Genomic DNA, 21055 nt, shown 5'->3' with positions numbered 1-21055 from the left:
CCCTAATTAAGCATGTCCAGATAGCATTATGAAAATTCAACCAGATTTATCGAATGCCGATTCCGTTTAGCGGATATCGGATTAGCTATAGCCAAATCACATTTGCAAAATCTCAAATAAGAGTGTTTATGGGAGGATAAGAGAACATGGAACATTTGCGTCAAACCGATCCTGAATTGCTGGCCATTATGGGTCAGGAGCTTTCCAGACAAAGGGACAAAATTGAATTGATCGCTTCGGAGAATTTTGTTAGCCAGGCTGTTATCGAAGCGATGGGCTCTGTGCTGACTAACAAATATGCGGAAGGCTACCCGGCCAAGCGCTTTTACGGCGGCTGTGAGCATGTTGATGATATTGAGAATTTGGCGATCGATCGCGCGAAGCAGCTGTTTGGAGCCGAGCATGCGAATGTTCAGCCCCATTCCGGTGCACAAGCTAATATGGCCGTATATTTGGCCGCTTTGAAGCCAGGGGATACGGTCTTAGGCATGAACCTGGCCCACGGCGGACATTTGACTCATGGCAGCCCGGCTAATGCATCCGGTATTTTGTATAACTTTGTGGCTTATGGCGTCAATGACCAAACCTTCCGTATTGACTATGATGAGGTTCGCAAAGCGGCGTTTAAACACCGTCCCAAGCTGATCGTTGCCGGTGCAAGTGCTTATCCGCGGACGATTGATTTTGAGGCTCTGGCTTCTATAGCTAATGATGTAGGCGCCCTGTTCATGGTTGATATGGCACATATTGCGGGCCTAGTGGCTACCGGTCTTCATCCTAATCCGGTTCCTCACGCCCACTTTGTAACGACAACTACGCATAAAACCTTGCGCGGTCCTCGCGGCGGAATGATTCTGTGCCGTAAATCATGGGCTAGAGAGATCGACAAGGCGGTATTTCCAGGATCTCAAGGCGGTCCGTTAATGCACGTAATCGCGGCCAAGGCCGTATCGTTTGGCGAGGCCTTGAAGCCTGAGTTCGCCGACTACTGCCGCAATGTGGTGGATAACGCCAAAGTACTGGCTCAAGAGCTTATGAATCAAGGGCTTGAGGTCGTTTCCGGCGGAACGGACAATCATTTGATGCTGGTAGACTTGCGCAGCATTCAATTGACGGGTAAGGAAGCACAGCATGTGCTCGATGAAATCGGAGTTACCGTCAACAAGAATGCGATTCCGTTCGATCCGACCAGTCCTTTTGTAACAAGCGGTATCCGCATCGGTACTCCGGCTGCTACAAGCCGTGGAATGGATCAGGAAGCGATGAAGACGATCGGCCAAATCATTGCAATGACGCTGAAAAACTCCAAGGACGAAGCGGTACTGGAAAAAGCCCGCGGCATGGTGTCCGAACTAACTGCCCAGTTCCCTCTTTATGCTGATTTAAGTTATTAATATAGAAAGTTTTGCATTTGACACGCACCGTTCCGACGGTTCTCTTTACGGGGCTGAACAAGGTTCACGTCGAGTTGGGATTGTGGCATTAGCCTACAATCTATTGAAAGTGGCAGGTATCCGCCTGACTACTTTCCGGGAAAACAGACAAACAAAAAAATGGACGGAAAACATTACGGTTTTCCGTCCATTTGCTGAGGAAAGCATCGTTGAAAAACGATAAGAGGTGCGGAAGCAGCGCAGCGCCTTGAAGAAACCACGGAAGCTCATGCGTGAAGATTTTCTTCCTCGATTTGCCAAGTATGGGACCCAGATAGAATCAATCTTTACAGCGATTGGAGGCCCCCCTCTATCCCGCGGTGGTCACCTCATTCTTCAATCAAAAGCCCGGACTAAGTCGTTACCTGATTTTTGTTATACACAACAAAAACGGGGCGTCCAGTCGTCAGTTTTCACTGACTTTCTGCATTTGTATGATTTGTCATACAAATCTCGGGCAATCGCCCTTCAAATCCATGCATTTGTACGATATTTCGTATAAAACGATGGCTGCAAGCCCTTAAACCCCTGAATTTGTACGACGTTTCATACAAATCTCCGGTAGTGGCACTTCAACCCCATGAATTTGTACGACAAATCGTACAAAGCGCAGGCAACAAGCCCGCGCAGCCGCGAACCCCGCTGGCCCCGCGAGCCCCGCGATCGCGCCAACCTTGGCTATTTTCATGCTGGAGTTGTGCCTGAGAATTCAATGGCATGACTGTTTTCGCAATCAATTTCGCAAACCATTCCACAAACCATTTCACAAACCATTCCACAAACCATTTCGCAAACCATTTCACAAACATTTCACAAACACTTTCGCATACAATTCGCCTCGTGTCCGCTGGCCTCGGGTTCGCTGCTTGGGGGTTGCTTATTCTGGCTATCGGGCTGAACGGCCACTTTTCGGACATCCCCATTTTTTTTGCAGTTACCTTTGCGCCTATTGGCGCCTATGCTAAAAAGACGACTGTCATCGTATAAGGGACCTTTTCCCAGCATGAGTGTAAAAACGCACGAGAAAGGCAATCAGCACGCCTCTATCAGTTCTAATTCGAAATTAACGGATATTTTCAGAGGTTTTGTGGTATAATGAACTGGGTTTTTACGCCTGTTTCTTTTAAAAACAAGCGTAAATGACCGTAAGCTGCAGTCAAGCAGGTTAATATGCAAGCTTTTTATTTTTTGCGCACGTATTTTTCGTTTTTCAAGGTAGAAGTTAAAGGTTTCCGCCCGGCAAAGTGCCCTGACATCGCTGCGAAGCCAAGGCTTCCCTTGTGGGGGAATAGTAAGAGCAGGTAGTTTGACACAAAATACGGTAAGAAGTCAGAGCTGATTTTTTTGCTGCGAATGGATAAAGGCAGGAGGAAGTAAACTAATGAGTAAAGTCGTTATTTGTGATCATCCGTTAATTCAACATAAACTTACGTACATAAGAGATGTGAATACAAAGACGAAGGATTTCCGTCAGCTGGTTGATGAAGTGGCCACGCTGATGGCTTACGAGATCACCCGGGAGATTCCGCTGGAAGGGATCACGGTGCAAACTCCGGTAGCGGAGGCGGAATGCAAAATGATCTCCGGCCGCATGCTTGGATTAATCCCCATCCTGCGCGCGGGGCTGGGTATGCTGGATGGCGTGCTCAAGCTCTTGCCGTCAGCGGAGGTGGGTCATATCGGACTGTACCGCGATCCCGAGACGCTGCAGCCGGTTGAGTATTACCTTAAGCTGCCGACTGATGTAACGGAGCGTGAATTAATTGTGATCGATCCGATGCTGGCAACCGGAGGATCGGCTAATGCATGTATCGACTCTTTGAAGAGAAGGGGCTGCACGCAAATCAAATTGATGTGTTTAATCGCAGCGCCGGAAGGAATCAAGGCTGTACAGGAAGCTCATGATGACGTTGATATCTATGTGGCGGCTATCGATGAGAAGCTTGATGAGCACGGGTATATCGTCCCTGGCCTAGGAGACGCTGGCGACCGGTTGTACGGGACAAAATAAGAAGCAGCGCATTATGATGACTAGTTTATTAGTAAAAACAAGCCAAATGCTAGAGCAGCTGTGCGTCATAAGGATAGGAGGGAAACGGGGATGAAGAAAGTAAAAGTAATGACAGTATTCGGAACCCGTCCTGAAGCAATCAAGATGGTTCCGCTTGTAAAAGAATTGGAGAAAGTTCCTGATTCGATAGAATCCGTAGTTTGTGTAACTGCCCAGCACAGACAAATGATGGATCAGGTGCTGAAGGTGTTTCAGATCACGCCGGATTATGACCTGGATATTATGAAGGAGCGGCAGACGCTAAGCGAGTTGTCGGTAAGAGTGATGCAGGGTTTGGCTCCGGTGCTGGAAGAGGCTAAGCCCGATATTGTACTTGTTCATGGCGACACCTCTACGACTTTTTTAGCCAGTTATTGCGCTTTTTTGCAGCAGATCAAGGTGGGGCACGTAGAAGCCGGACTGCGAACCTGGAATAAGCTGTCTCCTTATCCGGAGGAAATGAACCGGCAGCTGACAGGGGTTCTGGCTGACCTGCATTTTGCCCCTACTGAATGGTCAGCAGGGAATCTGTTAAAAGAGAATAAACCGGAAAAGAGCATTTATATTACGGGCAATACTGTGACCGATGTGCCTAAATACACGGTATCGGAACAATATTCCCACCCTGTTCTGGAGTGGGCAGCCGGCAAGAGGCTTATCCTGATGACTGCCCATCGCCGCGAATCACAGGGAGAGCCGCACCGGCAAATTTTCCGGGCGATTCGCAGAATTGCTGATGAATTCGAAGATATAGCTATCGTCTACCCGGTTCACCTAAGCCCAGCTGTACGCGAGCCGGCTTACGAGCTTCTGGGTGATCATCCGAGAATTCAATTGATAGAACCGCTGGACGTGGTCGATCTCCACAACTTTTATCCGCATACCCACCTGATTGTTACCGATTCCGGTGGTCTTCAAGAAGAGGCCCCTTCATTCGGAGTGCCGGTTCTGGTTCTGCGTGATACGACGGAGAGGCCGGAAGGGATTGAAGCCGGAACGCTGGAGCTTGTTGGCACTGACGAGGAGCATGTCTACAGCCGTACCCGTGCCTTATTAACGGATGATGTGCTTTACAAACAGATGAGCGAAGCGGCTAATCCGTACGGCGACGGGGCCGCAGCGAAGAGGATTGTCGAAGCTATTCTTTATGAATTCGGTCTGCAAACCGAGAGACCGCAGCCTTTTCGCTCGGAAAAGAAGGATAGAAGCTAACACCATACAGTTCAACTGTTGACTTTCCAATCTTCGGAAATGCAGATTTCATAAGGGTTTTCTGAAGGTCAGTTCACATAATGTTTGCATTTAAATGAATTGACAAACCTTGCTTCACTTTATTAAAATATATGAGGATTGTAACACGTTTTGGCATGGTAAAACGATTTCAAGAAGGCGGCTCAATTCGGTCCTCATTACGAAGTTAAGGGGATGAAATGTTGAAGAAGCCTAACCGGAATGAAAATCCATGGCGGGCTGCTGGTCTGGTCAGCGTCATCGGCGCTGATTTTGTTGTCTGCCTGCTGCTGGGTTACTTTATCGGGAAGTACGTGAGCAATCTGTTTGGCGGATCGATAGGATGGGTGGCAGGCGGGATTTTCCTCGGACTGGCAGTGGCTGTTATCAGCACCATCTTTATGATCAAGAAACTTCTGGAGGACACGAATGAAGGATGACCTTAGGACCCATATGCATTTCGTGTTCCGAACCGCATTGTTTTTTATGTCTTTTTGCTTGTTGGTGTGGGCGTTTGTTCCGCAGTGGCAGCCGGTCGCCGCAGGTCTTGTCCTGGGTACGGTTATCAGTTTGATCAATGCCCGGTTGTTAGCTTATAAGATTGAGCTGATGACCAAGCATGTGATGGAAAATACGGGGAAAAGGGTCAACTTGGGCTTCATTGCGAGGGCCAGCATGAGCATTATTGGCGTGATGGTTTGCTTGAAGTTCGAGCAGTTTGATCTGATGTCCGCCGTCTGCGGGTTATTTTATGTACAAGCGGTAACACTTTTAAAAGGATTGATTTCTGCTGCAAACAATAACGGAATGCATGGAAAGGGGTGAGTCAAATCAATGCATCAAGCTCCTGTGCTAGAACTTGGCGGATTTAATTTTGATCTTTCCACAATTGGAGTTACCGTCGTTACCTTTTTGATTACTTTCATTGTAGCCAAAGTAATGACAAGGAACTTATCAGTTGAGAACCCCTCTAAAATGCAAAATTTCATGGAATGGGTTGTCGAGTTTGTTCAAGGAATCGCTACCAGCTCCATGCCGTTGAAGAAAGCGAAAGCCTACGTATCGCTTGGTATGACCTTGATTATGTTTATCTTTATCGCAAATATTCTAGGCCTTCCATTCGCTGTCATTACCGAGCATCCAGAGCCGGTGAAAGTAGCGGGTTTAACGATTGTTTCGGAGGAAGCGGTACAGAAGGGGATTGAAAAGGGCCATCATGGTGCCGAGATTCTCTGGTGGAAATCGCCTACAGCTGATATTTCTGTAACGTTGGGTCTTGCTTTAGTTGTTTTCTTCCTGATCCACTTCTTGGGATTGAAGCTCAATACAAAGCACTACCTCAAGCACTATATGGAACCCTATGCTATCTTCTTCCCGCTTAACATTCTTAAAGAAGTGATGAAGCCAATCACACTGGCTATTCGTTTATATGCGAATATTTTCGCGGGGGAAATTCTGATTTCTACCATTATTATGGCCGGGGTCTTTGGTATTCCGCTCCTGGCAGTATGGCAAGGATTCAGTATTTTTATCGGGGCCATTCAGGCGTTCCTGTTTACCGTGTTGACGATGGTCTATATTTCTCAAGCGACCATTCACGAGGAACACTAACCTTTGTCGAACTCTGCCGGAGAGAGGGGGCGCTTGCTTCTCCTTAAAAGTGGCATGAGATGAGATATATACTAATTCTTTAAACAATATTAGGAGGTTTTCTAACAATGGAATATTTGGCAGCGGCTATAGCAGTAGGTATGGGTGCATTTGGTGCAGGTATCGGTAACGGTATGATCGTAAGTAAAACAGTAGAAGGGATCTCCCGTCAGCCTGAGCTGCGCGGTGCCCTGCAAACCACTATGTTTATCGGTGTCGGTATCGTCGAGGTTGTTCCTTTGATCGGTGCTGTCCTTGCATTCTTGATGTTCTTCAACGCTTAATAACAATAGACTCACAGTTTGGCGGGGAGGGCCTGAGCCATCCACGCCTTCGTTTTGCTTAAGGTTACATTGTTGATGCGTTTTTCAGGAAGAAGGGAGTGACACGAATGGAGTTTTATTGGGAGAATACGGTATTTGCGATTCTTGCATTTGCTTTATTGTACTTCTTGTTAAATAAATATGCGTTTGGTCCTTTGTTTAGCGTTATGGAAAAGCGCAGAGAGATGGTCCAGGAACAAATCAGCTCTGCGGAGTCCAATCGCAAAGAAGCGGAGCGTCTTCTGGCTGAACAGCAAAAAGCAATGGCTGAAGTGAGAAAAGAAGCTCAGGAAATTCTTGAGCAAGCCCGTCAAATGAGCGGCAAAGAAGCAGACGAAATGATCAGACAGGCGCAAGAAGAGTCTGCGCGCATCAAGGAAGAGGCGCTTAAAGATATTTCGGCAGAGAAAGACAAAGCAGTTGCCGCATTGCGCGGACAAGTTAGTGCTATGGCGGTCATGATCGCTTCCAAGATTATCGAAAAGCAAGTTGACGAGAAATCGCAGGAGCAATTGATTGACCAGTATCTTAAAGAAGTGGGAGGCAAGCTATGAGCAGCGGTACGATCGTAGCCAAAAGATACGCTAAAGCGCTTTTTGAAGCAGCCCAAAGCCGTAATCTTGTCTCTCCTGTCGAGGAAGAGCTTCGTTATACCGTTCAAGCTCTGGCTGATAACAAGGAGTTTGAAGCTTTGCTGCAGCATCCGAAGCTGGATTTGGCAGCGAAGAAGGGAATGCTTACTGCAGTGTTCCAGGGCAAGGTTTCCGACATCGTATACAACACTTTGATGCTGTTGGTTGAGCGGGGAAGAGGAACTCTTGTCTCAGCACTTTACGATTATTATGTGAGTATATCGAATGAAGCTCTCGGACAGGCTGACGCACTGGTCGTATCGCCAATGCCGCTCAGTGAGCAGGAAAAGCAGGCTGTATCCGTTCAATTCGGTAAACTGATCGGAAAAACCGTTCGGGTAGAAAACGAAGTAAACCCCAAATTGCTTGGCGGAATCCAGGTTAAAATTGGGGATCGGCTATATGATGGCAGCTTATCCGGTAAGCTTTCCAGAATTGAAACTAGATTGAAGCAAAATCAAGCCATGTAGATAGGGGTGAGGTTCGTTGAGTATCAGACCTGAGGAAATAAGCACTCTGATTAAGCAACAGATTGAACAATTTCAATCCGATATTCAAGTGGTCGATGTGGGAACCGTCATTCAGGTTGGTGACGGAATTGCCCGTGCCCACGGCCTTCAAAACGTAATGGCCGGGGAGCTGCTGGAATTCTCCAATGGGGTAATGGGTATGGCCCAAAACCTGGAGGAAGATAATGTCGGTATAGTTATCATGGGACCATATAAAGACATCCGCGAAGGAGATCAGGTGAAACGTACGGGACGGATCATGCAGGTGCCTGTCGGTGAACAGTTGCTGGGGCGCGTAGTTAACGCGCTTGGACAACCTGTTGACGGCAAGGGACCGATTGAGACTACCGAATTTCGCCCTGTAGAATCTCCGGCACCGGGTGTTTTTGATCGGAAATCGGTCCATGAGCCAATGCAAACCGGAATCAAGGCGATCGATGCGATGGTACCGATCGGACGTGGACAAAGGGAATTGATTATCGGCGACCGCCAAACCGGTAAAACGTCTATCGCCATCGATGCGATCATCAACCAAAAGGGCAACGGCGTCAAATGTATTTACGTTGCCATCGGGCAGAAGCAATCGACGGTAGCGCAAGTTACCGAAACGCTTCGCCGCTTCGGCGCTCTCGATTACACGATTGTCGTTAACGCAGGCGCATCCGAGCCGGCGCCGCTGTTGTTCCTGGCACCTTATGCGGGCTGCGCAATGGGTGAGTACTTCATGTACAAAGGCGAGCACGTACTCGTTATTTATGACGACTTGACCAAACAAGCAGCTGCTTACCGTGAGATGTCCTTGCTGCTCAGACGTCCTCCGGGCCGCGAGGCATATCCTGGCGACGTATTCTATCTGCACTCCCGCTTGCTGGAGCGTGCAGCGAAGCTGAACGACAAATTGGGCGGCGGTTCTTTGACTGCCCTGCCTTTCATCGAAACCCAGGCCTCCGATGTTTCGGCTTATATTCCAACCAACGTAATCTCCATCACTGACGGACAAATCTTCCTCGAGTCGGATCTGTTCAACTCCGGACAGCGTCCTGCGATTAACGTAGGGATTTCCGTATCCAGGGTAGGGGGTTCGGCACAAATTAAAGCGATGAAGAAAGTTGCCGGTACGTTGAAGCTGGATCTGGCTTCTTACCGTGAATTGCAGGCTTTCTCCCAGTTCGCTTCCGATCTGGATAAATCGACCCAAGGCCGTTTGAACCGGGGAGCGCGCACGTTCGAAATTTTGAAGCAGGGCGTTAATCAGTCCATGTCAGTTGAGAAGCAGGTTGTCAGTATTTTCACAGCCGTTAGAGGGTTTCTCGATGACATCGCCTTGGAAGACGTAATTCGCTTCGAGAAAGAATTCCTGGCCTTTGTTGAAATGAACCATCCGGAGATTTTCACTTCCATTCAAGAGACGAAAGATTTGACCAAGGAGAACGAACAAGAGCTGATTAAGGCGATTGAAAAGTTCAAAAGAACCTTCTCCGCATCCTAATTAGGCGTTTCTTCTCGATGAATCTGACCCGCCGAGACTGGCGGGTTCAAAGGGCGGTGAACTATTAGTGGCTAAAGGCATGCGTGAAATAAAGCGCTCGATTAAGAGTACGCAAAATACAAAGCAAATGACCAAAGCAATGGAGATGATCGCAGCAAGCCGTCTGAAAAAGACTCAAGACGCCGCCCTGGCGTCCCGTCCTTATGCAGACAAGCTGAAAGAGGTCATTTCCAACATTGCTGCGGGCACTAAGGATATTGATCATCCGATGCTGGAACAGCGCGAGATCAAGCGGACAGGCTATCTTGTCATTACCTCCGACCGGGGGATGGCGGGCGGCTACAATGCCAACCTGCTAAGAAAGCTTGTGCAGACATTGAATGAGAGACATCAATCTCCAGACGAATACGCCCTGTTTGTTATGGGTCGCAAAGGCCGCGATTTCTTAAGAAAACGCGGTTACGCGATTCAAGAGGAGCTCGTCGGGATTTCCGATTCGCCGCAATTTGCCGATGTGAAGTCGATTGCTTATGCGGCTATCAGGCAGTACGAAGAGGGCGGAATTGATGAGTTGTATCTGGTCTACAGCCAATTCATCAATGCCATTTCCCAAAAACCGACCGAAAAGCGGATTCTCCCTTTGCAGGAGGATATGTCAGGGGAAAGCAGCACAACCGAATACGAATACGAGCCAAATGCGGCAACCGTACTGGCAATTCTATTGCCCAAATATGCAGAAACGCTGGTGTATAGTGCAGTAATCGAGGCCAAGGCTAGTGAGTTTGGTGCGCGGATGACTGCCATGGGGAATGCGTCGAAAAATGCGACAAAGCTTATTTCCTCTCTCACGCTTCAATACAACCGGGCCCGTCAAGCGGCGATTACCCAGGAAATTTCGGAGATCGTTGCGGGCGCGAACGCGCAGTCGTAGTGTAAAACCAGAATAAAGGAAGTTTGTCGTTTAAACTTTCTATCCAAGCATGAAGCTGACTTTTCAATACCAGCGAAAAGTTCTAGGAGGGAAAAGAATGAACAAAGGACGCGTTTTACAGGTTCTTGGTCCGGTTGTCGACGTGGAGTTCGAACGCGGCAACCTTCCTGAGATCTATAATGCGATCAAGGTTGAGCAAGCTTCAACGTCTGAATCGCAGCCAAATATTAACTTGACGCTTGAAGTAGCGGTCCACTTGGGAGATAATGTAGCGCGCTGCGTTGCGATGTCTTCGACTGACGGATTAGTGCGCGGAGCGGAAGCCGTTGATACGGGTGCGCCTATTTCCGTACCTGTAGGTAAAGCTACTCTTGGTCGGGTATTCAGCGTTACAGGTGACCCGATTGATGAAGATGGTGCAGTTGATCGTTCGATCAGCCTGCCTATCCATCGTCCGGCGCCTGCCTTTGAAGAGCTGTCCACTCAGTCTGAAATTTTGGAAACTGGAATTAAAGTTGTTGACCTCTTGGCACCTTATGCCAAGGGAGGAAAAATTGGTCTGTTCGGTGGAGCGGGTGTTGGTAAAACCGTCTTGATTCAGGAACTGATCAATAACATCGCTCAAGAGCACAGCGGGATCTCCGTATTTGCAGGAGTAGGGGAGAGAACACGTGAAGGTAATGACTTGTATCATGAGATGAAAGATGCAGGCGTTATCGATAAAACAGCGATGGTATTCGGGCAGATGAACGAACCGCCAGGCGCCCGTCTGCGGGTTGCTTTGACCGGGTTGACTATGGCTGAATATTTCCGTGACGAAGAAGGAAGAGACGTTCTTCTGTTTGTTGATAACATCTTCCGTTTTACCCAAGCGGGTTCCGAGGTTTCCGCACTGCTCGGCCGCATGCCTTCCGCGGTTGGTTACCAGCCTACACTGGCTACCGAGATGGGTCAGCTTCAGGAGCGGATCACTTCCACCAAAAAAGGTTCGGTTACATCCATTCAGGCGATTTACGTTCCTGCGGATGACTACACGGACCCGGCCCCAGCTACTACATTCTCCCACTTGGACGCAACAACGAACTTGGAGCGGAGAATTTCCGAGATGGGGATTTACCCGGCGGTTGACCCGCTGGCTTCCAGCTCGCGGATTTTGGCGCCGGAGATTGTCGGCGAAGAGCACTATCGTGTTGCTCAAAGCGTTAAAGAAATTTTGCAGCGTTACAAAGAACTTCAGGATATCATCGCCATCATGGGTATGGACGAGCTGTCTGATGAAGATAAATTGACGGTACAAAGAGCAAGAAAGATTCAAAACTTCTTGTCTCAAAACCTGCACGTTGCCGAGCAGTTCACGGGAACTCCAGGCGTTTATGTACCGGTCAAGGAAACCGTACGCAGCTTCAAAGAAATTTTGGAAGGCAAGCATGACGATCTTCCTGAAGGTGCTTTCCTGTACGTAAGTACGATTGAAGAAGCGGTAGAGAAAGCTAAGAAGATGTAACGAAAACAAGCTATTCCCGCCGAAGGTTATCAGGGGCGGAGTCCTGCTTTCTTCAGGCTTCCTACAGGGAAGCCTGAAGGCTTACAGAGCATGGTTTTCCCTTCATCTACGCGTTTCACTTTGAAGTGTGCGGATAGGACAGGGGGAACTTTCAGGAGGTATCGGCATGAGTACATTTTTGCTGGAGATTGTTACACCAGAACGAAAGATCTATGGGGAAGAAGTAGATATGATCGTGGTTAAAGGTGTTGAAGGGGAGCTGGGGATTCTCCCTAACCATATCCCGATGGTATCTCCTCTAAAAATCGGTCCGGTTCGCATTAAAAAAAGCGGTTCAGAGGAACTGATCGCTGTAAACGGCGGCTTTATGGAGGTTCGCAAAAGTAAAGTTGTCATTCTTGCTGAAAGCGCCGAGTTCCCTTCTGATATTGATATCGAACGGGCACGTGCTTCCAAGGAGCGGGCCGAAAACCGTCTCAAAAACATTGGAGATTATGACATCAAGAGAGCGCAGCTGTCACTGCAGCGCGCATTGAACCGCTTGGAAATCTCCTCTAAATCATAAGGCTTGGAAAACTAGACGTGAAGACAGCTTTTCGCTCATCTTCGCGTCTTTTTCTTTATTTAAAGCATTAGACACTAAATTCCGCATTTGCTATAATTGGGGTGGTGTTCATCTCATAAGCGGGGAGGTTCCAACTGCATGCTGTATCAAAATCAGTATGTCATTGTCGCTATCTTTATCGTTCTTGGCATACTGCTCCCAGTAGTCGCCTTAACGTTAGGTAGATGGTTGAGACCCAACAAACCGGTATCTGAAAAACTAACCACTTATGAAAGCGGTAACGTGCCGGTAGGTGAGAGTCACATCAGATTTAACATTCGTTATTATTTGTTTGCTTTGATGTTCGTCATATTTGATGTGGAAACTGTATTCTTGTATCCGTGGGCCGTAGCGTATCAGCAGCTAGGGCTATTTGCACTGGTCGAAATGCTTATATTTGTCTCCTTGTTAATTGTAGGTCTGATCTATGCCTGGAAGAAGAAGGTGTTTAAATGGAGCTAAATCTTGAATCTATCCGTCCGGAAGAACGGGAAGAGCTGGAGCGCAATGTGTTCTTTTCCACGCTTGAGCAGCTGAAAGGCTGGGCGCGCAGCAATTCCCTGTGGCCGCTGACGTTCGGGCTGGCTTGCTGCGCCATTGAGATGATGGGTACTGGGGCTGCACATTATGATCTTGACCGCTTTGGCGTCATGTTTCGTACCTCGCCCAGACAATCAGATGTGATGATCGTCTCCGGTACGGTAACGAAGAAGATGGCTCCGTTAATTCGTCGTCTTTATGACCAAATGCCGGAGCCTAAATGGGTCATTGCCATGGGCTCTTGTGCTACGGCCGGAGGCCCTTATGTCAAATCTTATTCAGTTGTTAAAGGAGTGGACCAGGTTGTGCCCGTCGATGTATATATTCCGGGCTGCCCGCCTAATCCCGCAGCACTCATCTATGGAATTAACAAATTACAGGTCAAAATCCGTTATGAGGCGAAAACCGGGAAGCAGGTGACCAACCAATGAGTGAGGAAAAGAAGGAGCTTGCCAAACAGCCGGAGGCGGACCCAGCGGATGAGCAGTCAGCCAAGAAGGAGAGTCAAGAGTCTTCCCCTCAGGCTGCTCCATCTGACCAGGCGGTATTAGATAAGGAAGCCAAACGAAAGGCTGCTTTGGAAGCCAGAGCCGCCCGTGCAGCGCAGAAGGCTAAGAAGGAAGAAGAGCCTGAGGAGCCGAAGCTCCCTTCCCCTATGCAGCCTGTGTTGGACCGGGCCGTACAATTGATACAAACAGAGGTTTCCGAGGAGGCTGTCGCGGAGGCTTTCATCAATGAAATTGACGGCCATCGTCCTTATTTAGTTATTAAGCAGGAATTTTGGCCGGAAACTGCGAAGTTGCTTAAGGAGCACCCGGAGTTCGGGCTTACCTATTTGCGCAATCTTTCCGGCGTTGATCAGGAAACCCATTTGGAGGTCGTTTACCATCTGATCTCCATGGAGTCGAAACAAAATTACTGCATAAAGGTAAAAACAGATCGTGATCAGCCTCGGGTCCCTTCGGTGACATCCGTTTGGGAAACGGCTAACTGGAATGAGAGGGAAGTATACGATTTGCTCGGGATAGACTTTCCAGGCCATCCGGATTTGCGAAGGATTATGATGCCGGACGATTGGGTAGGCCACCCGCTTCGTAAAGACTATGAACCGCTGGATCCGGAGGTGTAGCAGGTGATCAGGACGGAAGAACTGCTATTGAATGTTGGACCTCAACACCCGAGTACACACGGTGTTTTTCGAATCATTGTCAAGCTGGACGGGGAGATCATTACCGAGGCGAACCCCGTGATGGGTTATTTACATAGAGGGACCGAGAAACTGGCTGAAAATTTGAGCTACACCCAAATTATCCCTTACACGGACCGTATGGACTACGTCTCCGCGATGACCAACAATTATGTTCTCGTCCATACGGTTGAAAAGCTCCTCGGTCTGGAGGTGCCGGAGAGAGCGGAATTTTTAAGATTAATTGTCATGGAGCTTCAAAGAATAGCCAGTCACCTGGTCTGGTGGGGGACCTATCTGCTCGATATCGGGGCTATGAGTCCGTTTTTATATGCTTTTAGAGACCGTGAAATGATCATCAACCTGTTCAACGAGTTATGTGGGGCAAGACTGACCTACAATTATATGCGTGTAGGCGGAGTGAAGTGGGATGCTCCAGAAGGCTGGCTGGATAAAGTACGTGACTTTGTCCCCTATATGCGCAAGAAAGTAGACGAGTATGACGATCTTGTGAGCGGTAACGAAATTTTTCTTGCCCGTATTAAAGGGATTGGCCGGTATGATGCAGAAACAGCAATTAATCTTGGCTTAAGTGGAGCTAACTTGCGCTGTACAGGAGTCAAATGGGATTTACGCAAGGACCAGCCGTACAGCTTATATGAACGCTTTGAATTTGATGTGCCTGTTGGGAAAAACGGGGACTGCTATGATCGGTATGTCATTCGTCTTGAAGAAATTCGTCAATCGCTGCGGATTTTGGAGCAAGCACTCGAGCAATTCCCGGAAGAAGGGGAGATAATGGGCAAGGTTCCCAGAGTCATCCGGGCGCCGGAAGGTGAAGTGTATGCGGGCATCGAATCGCCTAGAGGTGAGATTGGCTGTTATATTGTTTCCAGAGGAAAAGATAAGCCCTACCGCTTAAAGTTCAGAAGGCCGTCATTTGTAAATCTGCAAATCCTGCCGAAACTGCTTGTTGGCGAGTCGATGACTAATTTGATTACGATTCTTGGAGGCGTCGATATTGTCGTTGGGGAGGTGGATTGCTGATGACCGGTTGGTTGCCTGGACCCATAACATGGCAAAGCTTCACCCTCTATTTCCTTGTTTCGGTTGCCTTCCTTTTGGTCATTCTTGGTTACGTAACCTATGCGATTTACTTTGAGAGAAAGGTAATTGGCTGGATGCAGGGGCGCCACGGTCCCAATCGGGTAGGACCTCTTGGTTTGCTGCAGACGGTCGCCGATGTCGCCAAGCTTTTGATCAAGGAGGATACCATTCCTAAAAAGGCCCAGAGAGATCTGTTCATCCTTGCGCCAGTGATCTCCTTTGTCCCGTCTTTTGTCGTTCTGGCTACGATTCCATTCACAGAGACGCTGTATTTTGCCGATTTAAATGTTGGGATACTCTACTATGTAGCATTATCAAGCATCTCGACGATCGGAATTATTTTAGGGGGCTGGGCTTCTAACAACAAGTACGCCTTGCTCGGGGGCATGCGCTCAGCCGCCCAGATGATCAGCTATGAAATTCCGCTGGTTATTTCTGTTGTTGGGGTAATTATGCTCTCTGGGAGCTTGCAGCTGTCTGCCATTGTAGAAGGCCAAAGCGGCGGCTTCTGGAACTGGAATTTCCTACCCCAAATTATAGGTTTTATCGTATTTATTGTAGCGGCCGTCTCGGAGCTGAACCGGACTCCTTTTGACCTGCCCGAAGCGGAGTCTGAACTTGTTGCCGGCTATCATGTAGAGTACAGCGGGTTCCGTTTTGCTTTTTTCATGCTGGCTGAATATGTTTACGTTTTCGCTATTGCTTCTTTGACTACGGTGCTGTTTCTCGGGGGCTGGCATCCTCCGTTTCCATTCCTGGATTTCATCCCGGGCATCCTCTGGTTTTTGCTCAAGTTTTCATTCGTTGTCTTCTTCCTATTCTGGCTTCGCGCCACGTTTCCAAGGGTGCGGGTTGATCAGTTAATGGGATTAGGCTGGAAGGTGCTGCTGCCTCTGTCACTGGTCAACATCTTTATAACGGCGATTGTATATGAAATCTTTTTCCGATAAAAGCAAGGTAAGGGGGAAACCGACATGAAAGGGTTAATGAAAGGATTGGGTGTTACTTTCAAGAATATGACCCAAAAAAAAGTAACCTACCGCTATCCTGATGTTCCGCTGGAAATGCCGGACCGATTTCGCGGCATCCAATACCTTGATCCGGATAAATGTATTGTATGCAATCAATGCGCGAGAATTTGTCCGACCGACTGTATTACATTAACTGGGAAGCCTAACCCCGACCCGGAGAAACGGGTCAAGCTCGTAGATACATTTGATATCAACTTTGAGATTTGTATTCTATGTGACTTCTGCACGGAAGTTTGTCCGACTGAAGCGATCGTTATGACCAACAATTTTGAACTGGCCACGTACAGCCGGGATGAGCTTTATAAAGACAAAGACTGGCTATTTGCGAACAACCAGAATATACGTAAGGAAAATAATTCTGCGCTTCCCAAGGGAGGGGCGAAAAAAGATGCTTAGCAATCTTGCCGATTTTTTCTCGAGTGGCAGCAATCTCGTATTTTTCGCCTTTGCTCTTTTTATTATAGGCGGAGCGATTTTTATGATCAGCTTTACAAAGGTTGTTCACATGGTCATTTCCATGGCGTTCACTTTTTTGAGCCTGGGCGGCTTATACATTCTTCTCGAGGCGGAATTTGTTGCTTTTGTTCAGGTGCTTATATACGCGGGAGCGATATCGATCCTTATGATTTTTGGTATTATGCTGACGAACCATCAGGAGCAAGAAGAAGATGAAGTGAAGAGACCGCTTCATAATACCCTTCTCGGACTAGGTGTGCTGGCATTGTTTGGGATTTTGTTCTACGCGATCCAAACTTCGGAGTTTCCCGCCCAAACAGCTGTTCTGAGCGAGAACAATACTATGGAAATCGGAATGCGAATTTTCACGGCTCATGTGATACCGTTTGAGTTAATGTCCGTTTTGCTGACGGTTGCCTTTATAGGAGCCATTGTGGTGGCTAAGAGAGAGGAGGATTAACCGATGAGCGGAATGATTTCACCGTACCTGACCCTTGGAGCCATCCTATTCTGCATTGGATTATATGGGGCGTTAACCAAAAGAAATGCTGTTATCGTGCTCCTTTGCATAGAGTTGATGTTAAATGGGGCCAATCTGAATTTGATTGCTTTTGCCAAGATGGGAATTACTCCATCTCTAACGGGTCAAGTGTTCTCCCTGTTCACCATTACATTGGCAGCAGCCGAGGCAGCTATTGGCGTAGCCATCTTGATTATGCTGTACCGCAATCGCGGAACCTCCAATGTAGATGAGATGAACCTAATGAAGCACTGACTTCGAGGCGGGCCTGTCTCAAATATGCAGCGGGCTCCCTTGATTTGAATCCCTGGTAAGCCCTCTTTGTCCAACAACTAAAGGAGGAACAACTAATTGATGGAACTGGACTTCTCACGATACGTGTGGCTGATTCCGCTATTCCCGTTGCTGTCCTTTCTCATCCTGATGGCATTAGGCCGCCAAGCCAAAGAAGCAGGGGCATATATTAGTACAGCTGCAGCCGGACTCTCGTTTATCATTGCCGTATTGGTGTTCTGGCAGCGTTTAGGCAATCCCTCCGGAGATTACCTGTGGAATGCATTTACCTGGCTGAATATTGGCAATCTTACCCTTTCATTTGGCTACGAAGTTACCAATGTCAATGCCTTGATGCTGTTGATCGTTTCCCTGGTCAGCTTGCTGGTTAACGTTTATTCTAAAGGATACATGCGTGAAGATGAACGCAAGTCAGTCTTCTTCAGCTATATCTCCTTGTTCACTTTTTCGATGCTAGGATTGGTTATATCAGGAAACCTGGTGCAGCTTTATATTTTCTGGGAATTGGTAGGCGTCTGCTCCTTTTTGCTGATCGGATTCTGGTACACGAAGCCGGAGGCCAAAGCCGCCGCCAAGAAAGCTTTTATCGTTACACGAATCGGCGATGTCGGCCTGCTGCTTGCTATCCTGTTCCTGTTCTGGTATATGCCTAATAACGCTTTGGATTTTGTTTCTATACATAACACCTTTTCAACGAATCCAGCCATCAGTGACGGGTTGATCACCTTGATTGCGATCCTTATTCTGATTGGCGCCGTCGGGAAATCGGGGCAATTTCCTTTACACGTATGGCTGCCGGATGCGATGGTCGGTCCTACCCCGATTAGTGCGCTGATTCACGCGGCAACGATGGTAGCGGCCGGTGTGTACCTGCTTGCCCGTACTCACGCTATATTTCTCGCGTCGCCTGCGGCTCTTATGACTGTAGCGGCTGTTGGTGCTTTTACCGCTCTGTTTGCAGCTACGCTGGGTACTGTCCAAAACGATATTAAAAAAATACTCGCTTATTCGACGGTCAGTCAACTGGGCTATATGTTCATGGCGCTTGGAATGGGCATCTCAATTACAGCAGGCATGTTCCATCTGATGACGCATGCGTTCTTCAAGGCGTTGCTGTTCCTGGGAGCGGGCAGTGTCATCCATGCGGTGCATACCCAAAACATATTCCACATGGGCGGACTGTCCAAAACGATGAAAACAACCACCTGGACGTTTGCCATAGGAGGACTCGCCCTGGCCGGGATATTCCCATTATCCGGTTTCTGGTCCAAGGATGCTATATTGGCGGAAGCCTATCACCACCATCCTGTGCTCTTTGGCGTTGGCCTTGTGACGGCATTCCTAACTGCTTTTTACATGGCAAGGCTTTTCTTCCTCGTCTTTACCGGTCCTAACAAAGGCCAAGAAGCTGGTCATGAGTCACCTGCTGTGATGACCACTCCGATGATCATCCTTGCGGTGCTTGCCATAGTAGCGGGCTTCGTCTTCATTCCACAGGTCAATCCCTGGCTGGGGGAATGGCTGACAGGGGAAGCTGCGGAGGAAACTTTGAACTGGATAGTCATTGTCCTCTCCAACCTGGTGGCGCTGGCAGGAATATTCGCAGGCTGGCTTGTGTATGCAAGAAAAAGCGGGGCGGTGGAGCAGGACCCATGGGCCCAGAAAGTTCCCGCCTTGCACAGGTTATTGTCGCGGAATTATTTCATTGATGAAGTGTATCAATGGCTGATCGTCCGTCCGTTAAGAGGACTTGGCCATATATTGAGACTAGTAGATGAATTTATCGTAGATGGCATAGTCCGCCTAGTCTCAGGTGCTGTCGTCGCTTTGGGCTACCAGGGCACAAGGTGGCAAAACGGCCAAATTCAAACCTATGGTTTGCTTACCCTGTTAGGCTTTGTTATTCTTGTGCTTGCTTTGGTGGGAAGGAGGTTTATCTGATGTTAGCAGAAATACCGATCCTTAGCTTGATCACCTTTTCCCCATTGCTAGGCATTTTAATCCTGCTGTTCATTCCCGGCGAGCGGGGCCAATGGATTAAACGGGTGGGGACAGCAGCGGCTTTTGTGCCTTTGCTGCTTACTGCGTGGTTATATGTTGACTTTAATCAACATGACAGTGTTATGCCTTATACGGAGCAGTTGAGGTGGATACATATCCCACTGAATGCTGAAATCATACAAGGCCTGGATTCTTTCCATCTGATCTTTGATTACTCTCTGGCTGTGGATGGTCTTTCACTGCCGCTCGTTTTTCTCACAGCGTTGGTAGCCGCCATGGCTGCACTCGGTTCTTTTACGATCAAGAAGCGCTGGAAAACCTATTATATTCTGTTCCTGCTGCTTCAAACCGGAATGTTCGGTGTCTTTATGGCGCGGGACCTGATGTTGTTCTTTGTCTTCTTCGAAATGACGCTCATTCCGATGTTTTTCCTTATTGGGATTTGGGGGTACATGGAGAGGGAAAAGGCAGCTGCCAAATTCCTTGTCTATAATGGTGTCGGCTCTGTCATCATGCTGTTTGCTTTTCTCATTATTGTGGCTACTGCCGGATTTTCTGAAGTTATTGAAGGGCAGACGGCCTCGATCTATTTTACTGGAAGCCTTCCTGAGATTACGGCAAATCTCTTGGGTACAGCCGAATCTTATGCCAATATGAATCATCCGCAAAACCCGTTTTTCTTAAGCGATGGAATGAAATGGACGTTATTTATTTTACTGTTGATCGCTTTTGGCATTAAGCTGCCCATTTTTCCTTTCCATACGTGGATGCTGAAGGTCCATACGGAAGCACCTCCGGCCATCGTCATGATTCACTCTGGAGTATTGCTCAAGATGGGAGCTTACGGGTTGATCCGGTTTGGGGTTCTGCTCTTTCCCGAGCAGGCTGCACAATCCGCCTATGTGTTGGCGCTGCTTGGTTTAATCAACATTTTGTACGGCGCAGTTCTGGCAATTGTGCAAAAAGATTTCAAGCTCATTCTGGCTTACTCCAGCATTAGTCACATGGGCATCGTGCTGCTTGGCCTGGCCGCGTTCAACGAAATCGGGATGCAGGGCGCTGTTTTTCAAATGATCTCTCACGGTTTGATTTCTGCGCTCTTATTTTTGCTGGTGGCCAGTATCTACGAACGAACGCAGACCACCATGCTGGAGCAGCTGGGAGGCTTGGCCTCATCCGCACCTTTCATTAGCGGGATTTTATTAATAGCAGGCATGGCTTCGCTTGGTCTTCCAGGCCTATCCGGGTTTGTTAGTGAACTGCTCGCCTTTCTCGGTTTATTCGAGACGATGAAGATTATAACGGCCTTGTCTCTTCTCGGAATTATATTGGCGGCCGTTTATGTTCTTCGCGGGGTATTGAAAATTACATTCGGCTCACTGCCAAAGGCCTACTCTGGCATTAAGGATGCGCGTTTGGTCGAAGTAGTCCCTATGATCACGTTAGTTGCTTTTATCCTGTTAATTGGCGTGTATCCGAGCATTTTAAGCCAACCTCTCACCCTGACCATCAGTGAGCTTAACAATTTTATTCTTAGCGCTACGGCAAATCTAGGGGGTTAGACA

The 21055-nt window shown here is 48.1% G+C and carries 23 protein-coding genes; all 23 read left to right on the top strand.

The annotated features are described in order from the left end of the window. The first annotated feature begins 146 nt into the window (after nucleotides 1-146). The 23 genes from PSHG_RS24350 (at nucleotide 147) to PSHG_RS24235 (ending at nucleotide 21052) form a co-directional block, all read left to right on the top strand. Entirely contained in the window at nucleotides 147-1394 is a 1248-nt protein-coding gene (locus PSHG_RS24350) for a serine hydroxymethyltransferase (protein ID WP_010279033.1), read from the top strand. Nucleotides 1395-2814: 1420 nt separating this feature from the next. Next, nucleotides 2815-3444, top strand: a complete 630-nt coding sequence (gene upp / locus PSHG_RS24340; protein WP_010279029.1) for a uracil phosphoribosyltransferase — start codon at nucleotides 2815-2817, stop codon at nucleotides 3442-3444. A gap of 90 nt (nucleotides 3445-3534) precedes the next feature. Further along, nucleotides 3535-4695: a non-hydrolyzing UDP-N-acetylglucosamine 2-epimerase gene (gene wecB, locus PSHG_RS24335; RefSeq protein ID WP_010279027.1), complete on the top strand. Its 1161-nt coding sequence runs from the start codon at nucleotides 3535-3537 to the stop codon at nucleotides 4693-4695. 218 nt (nucleotides 4696-4913) lie between these two features. Then, a complete protein-coding gene (locus tag PSHG_RS24330) occupies nucleotides 4914-5153 on the top strand; it encodes an AtpZ/AtpI family protein (RefSeq protein ID WP_010279024.1) in 240 nt (79 codons plus the stop codon). Further along, nucleotides 5143-5538, top strand: coding sequence for an ATP synthase subunit I (locus tag PSHG_RS28955; protein WP_010279021.1), 396 nt, complete (start codon nucleotides 5143-5145; stop codon nucleotides 5536-5538). Before PSHG_RS24330 ends, PSHG_RS28955 begins: the two co-directional genes overlap by 11 nt. 9 nt (nucleotides 5539-5547) lie before the next feature. Next, nucleotides 5548-6324, top strand: a complete 777-nt coding sequence (atpB, locus tag PSHG_RS24320; RefSeq protein WP_010279018.1) for a F0F1 ATP synthase subunit A — start codon at nucleotides 5548-5550, stop codon at nucleotides 6322-6324. A gap of 107 nt (nucleotides 6325-6431) precedes the next feature. Beyond that, complete coding sequence (atpE, locus tag PSHG_RS24315; protein ID WP_010279015.1) at nucleotides 6432-6647, top strand: F0F1 ATP synthase subunit C; 216 nt, start codon at nucleotides 6432-6434, stop codon at nucleotides 6645-6647. A 107-nt stretch (nucleotides 6648-6754) separates the two neighbouring features. After that, entirely contained in the window at nucleotides 6755-7240 is a 486-nt protein-coding gene (gene atpF / locus PSHG_RS24310; RefSeq protein WP_010279012.1) for a F0F1 ATP synthase subunit B, read from the top strand. Next, nucleotides 7237-7788 carry a F0F1 ATP synthase subunit delta gene (locus tag PSHG_RS24305; protein WP_010279010.1) on the top strand — a complete coding sequence of 184 codons (552 nt, stop codon included), beginning with the start codon at nucleotides 7237-7239 and terminating at the stop codon, nucleotides 7786-7788. The genes atpF and PSHG_RS24305 overlap by 4 nt, the downstream gene beginning before the upstream one ends. Nucleotides 7789-7804: 16 nt before the next feature. Beyond that, nucleotides 7805-9316 (top strand): F0F1 ATP synthase subunit alpha, encoded by a 1512-nt coding sequence (gene atpA / locus PSHG_RS24300; RefSeq protein ID WP_010279007.1) that lies wholly within the window; start codon nucleotides 7805-7807, stop codon nucleotides 9314-9316. Nucleotides 9317-9383: 67 nt separating this feature from the next. Beyond that, complete coding sequence (atpG, locus tag PSHG_RS24295; protein WP_010279006.1) at nucleotides 9384-10247, top strand: ATP synthase F1 subunit gamma; 864 nt, start codon at nucleotides 9384-9386, stop codon at nucleotides 10245-10247. 97 nt (nucleotides 10248-10344) lie between these two features. Beyond that, nucleotides 10345-11751 carry a F0F1 ATP synthase subunit beta gene (gene atpD, locus PSHG_RS24290; protein WP_010279004.1) on the top strand — a complete coding sequence of 469 codons (1407 nt, stop codon included), beginning with the start codon at nucleotides 10345-10347 and terminating at the stop codon, nucleotides 11749-11751. A 166-nt stretch (nucleotides 11752-11917) separates the two neighbouring features. Next, nucleotides 11918-12316 carry a F0F1 ATP synthase subunit epsilon gene (locus PSHG_RS24285; RefSeq protein ID WP_010279002.1) on the top strand — a complete coding sequence of 133 codons (399 nt, stop codon included), beginning with the start codon at nucleotides 11918-11920 and terminating at the stop codon, nucleotides 12314-12316. Nucleotides 12317-12454: 138 nt separating this feature from the next. Continuing rightward, complete coding sequence (locus PSHG_RS24280; RefSeq protein ID WP_010279000.1) at nucleotides 12455-12817, top strand: NADH-quinone oxidoreductase subunit A; 363 nt, start codon at nucleotides 12455-12457, stop codon at nucleotides 12815-12817. Beyond that, nucleotides 12808-13326, top strand: a complete 519-nt coding sequence (locus PSHG_RS24275) for a NuoB/complex I 20 kDa subunit family protein (protein ID WP_010278999.1) — start codon at nucleotides 12808-12810, stop codon at nucleotides 13324-13326. Before PSHG_RS24280 ends, PSHG_RS24275 begins: the two co-directional genes overlap by 10 nt. After that, the gene (locus tag PSHG_RS24270) at nucleotides 13323-14024 is read left to right on the top strand and encodes an NADH-quinone oxidoreductase subunit C (protein WP_010278998.1); all 702 of its coding nucleotides are present in this window, start codon (nucleotides 13323-13325) and stop codon (nucleotides 14022-14024) included. The genes PSHG_RS24275 and PSHG_RS24270 overlap by 4 nt, the downstream gene beginning before the upstream one ends. A gap of 3 nt (nucleotides 14025-14027) precedes the next feature. After that, a complete protein-coding gene (locus tag PSHG_RS24265; protein WP_010278997.1) occupies nucleotides 14028-15128 on the top strand; it encodes an NADH-quinone oxidoreductase subunit D in 1101 nt (366 codons plus the stop codon). Further along, nucleotides 15128-16138: an NADH-quinone oxidoreductase subunit NuoH gene (nuoH, locus tag PSHG_RS24260; protein ID WP_010278996.1), complete on the top strand. Its 1011-nt coding sequence runs from the start codon at nucleotides 15128-15130 to the stop codon at nucleotides 16136-16138. The genes PSHG_RS24265 and nuoH overlap by 1 nt, the downstream gene beginning before the upstream one ends. A 24-nt stretch (nucleotides 16139-16162) precedes the next feature. Further along, the gene (gene nuoI / locus PSHG_RS24255; protein WP_010278994.1) at nucleotides 16163-16615 is read left to right on the top strand and encodes an NADH-quinone oxidoreductase subunit NuoI; all 453 of its coding nucleotides are present in this window, start codon (nucleotides 16163-16165) and stop codon (nucleotides 16613-16615) included. Continuing rightward, complete coding sequence (locus PSHG_RS24250) at nucleotides 16608-17135, top strand: NADH-quinone oxidoreductase subunit J (RefSeq protein WP_010278993.1); 528 nt, start codon at nucleotides 16608-16610, stop codon at nucleotides 17133-17135. The genes nuoI and PSHG_RS24250 overlap by 8 nt, the downstream gene beginning before the upstream one ends. 3 nt (nucleotides 17136-17138) lie before the next feature. After that, entirely contained in the window at nucleotides 17139-17450 is a 312-nt protein-coding gene (gene nuoK, locus PSHG_RS24245) for an NADH-quinone oxidoreductase subunit NuoK (protein WP_010278990.1), read from the top strand. 99 nt (nucleotides 17451-17549) lie between these two features. Continuing rightward, complete coding sequence (gene nuoL, locus PSHG_RS24240) at nucleotides 17550-19430, top strand: NADH-quinone oxidoreductase subunit L (protein ID WP_010278988.1); 1881 nt, start codon at nucleotides 17550-17552, stop codon at nucleotides 19428-19430. After that, nucleotides 19430-21052, top strand: coding sequence for a complex I subunit 4 family protein (locus tag PSHG_RS24235; protein ID WP_010278986.1), 1623 nt, complete (start codon nucleotides 19430-19432; stop codon nucleotides 21050-21052). The genes nuoL and PSHG_RS24235 overlap by 1 nt, the downstream gene beginning before the upstream one ends. Nucleotides 21053-21055: the final 3 nt, after the last annotated feature.

The sequence above is a fragment of the Paenibacillus senegalensis JC66 genome (assembly GCF_000285515.1).
Taxonomy (GTDB): domain Bacteria; phylum Bacillota; class Bacilli; order Paenibacillales; family NBRC-103111; genus Paenibacillus_L; species Paenibacillus_L senegalensis.
Note: the sequence above shows the minus strand (reverse complement) of the source record. Positions and strands in the feature narration are given on the sequence as shown.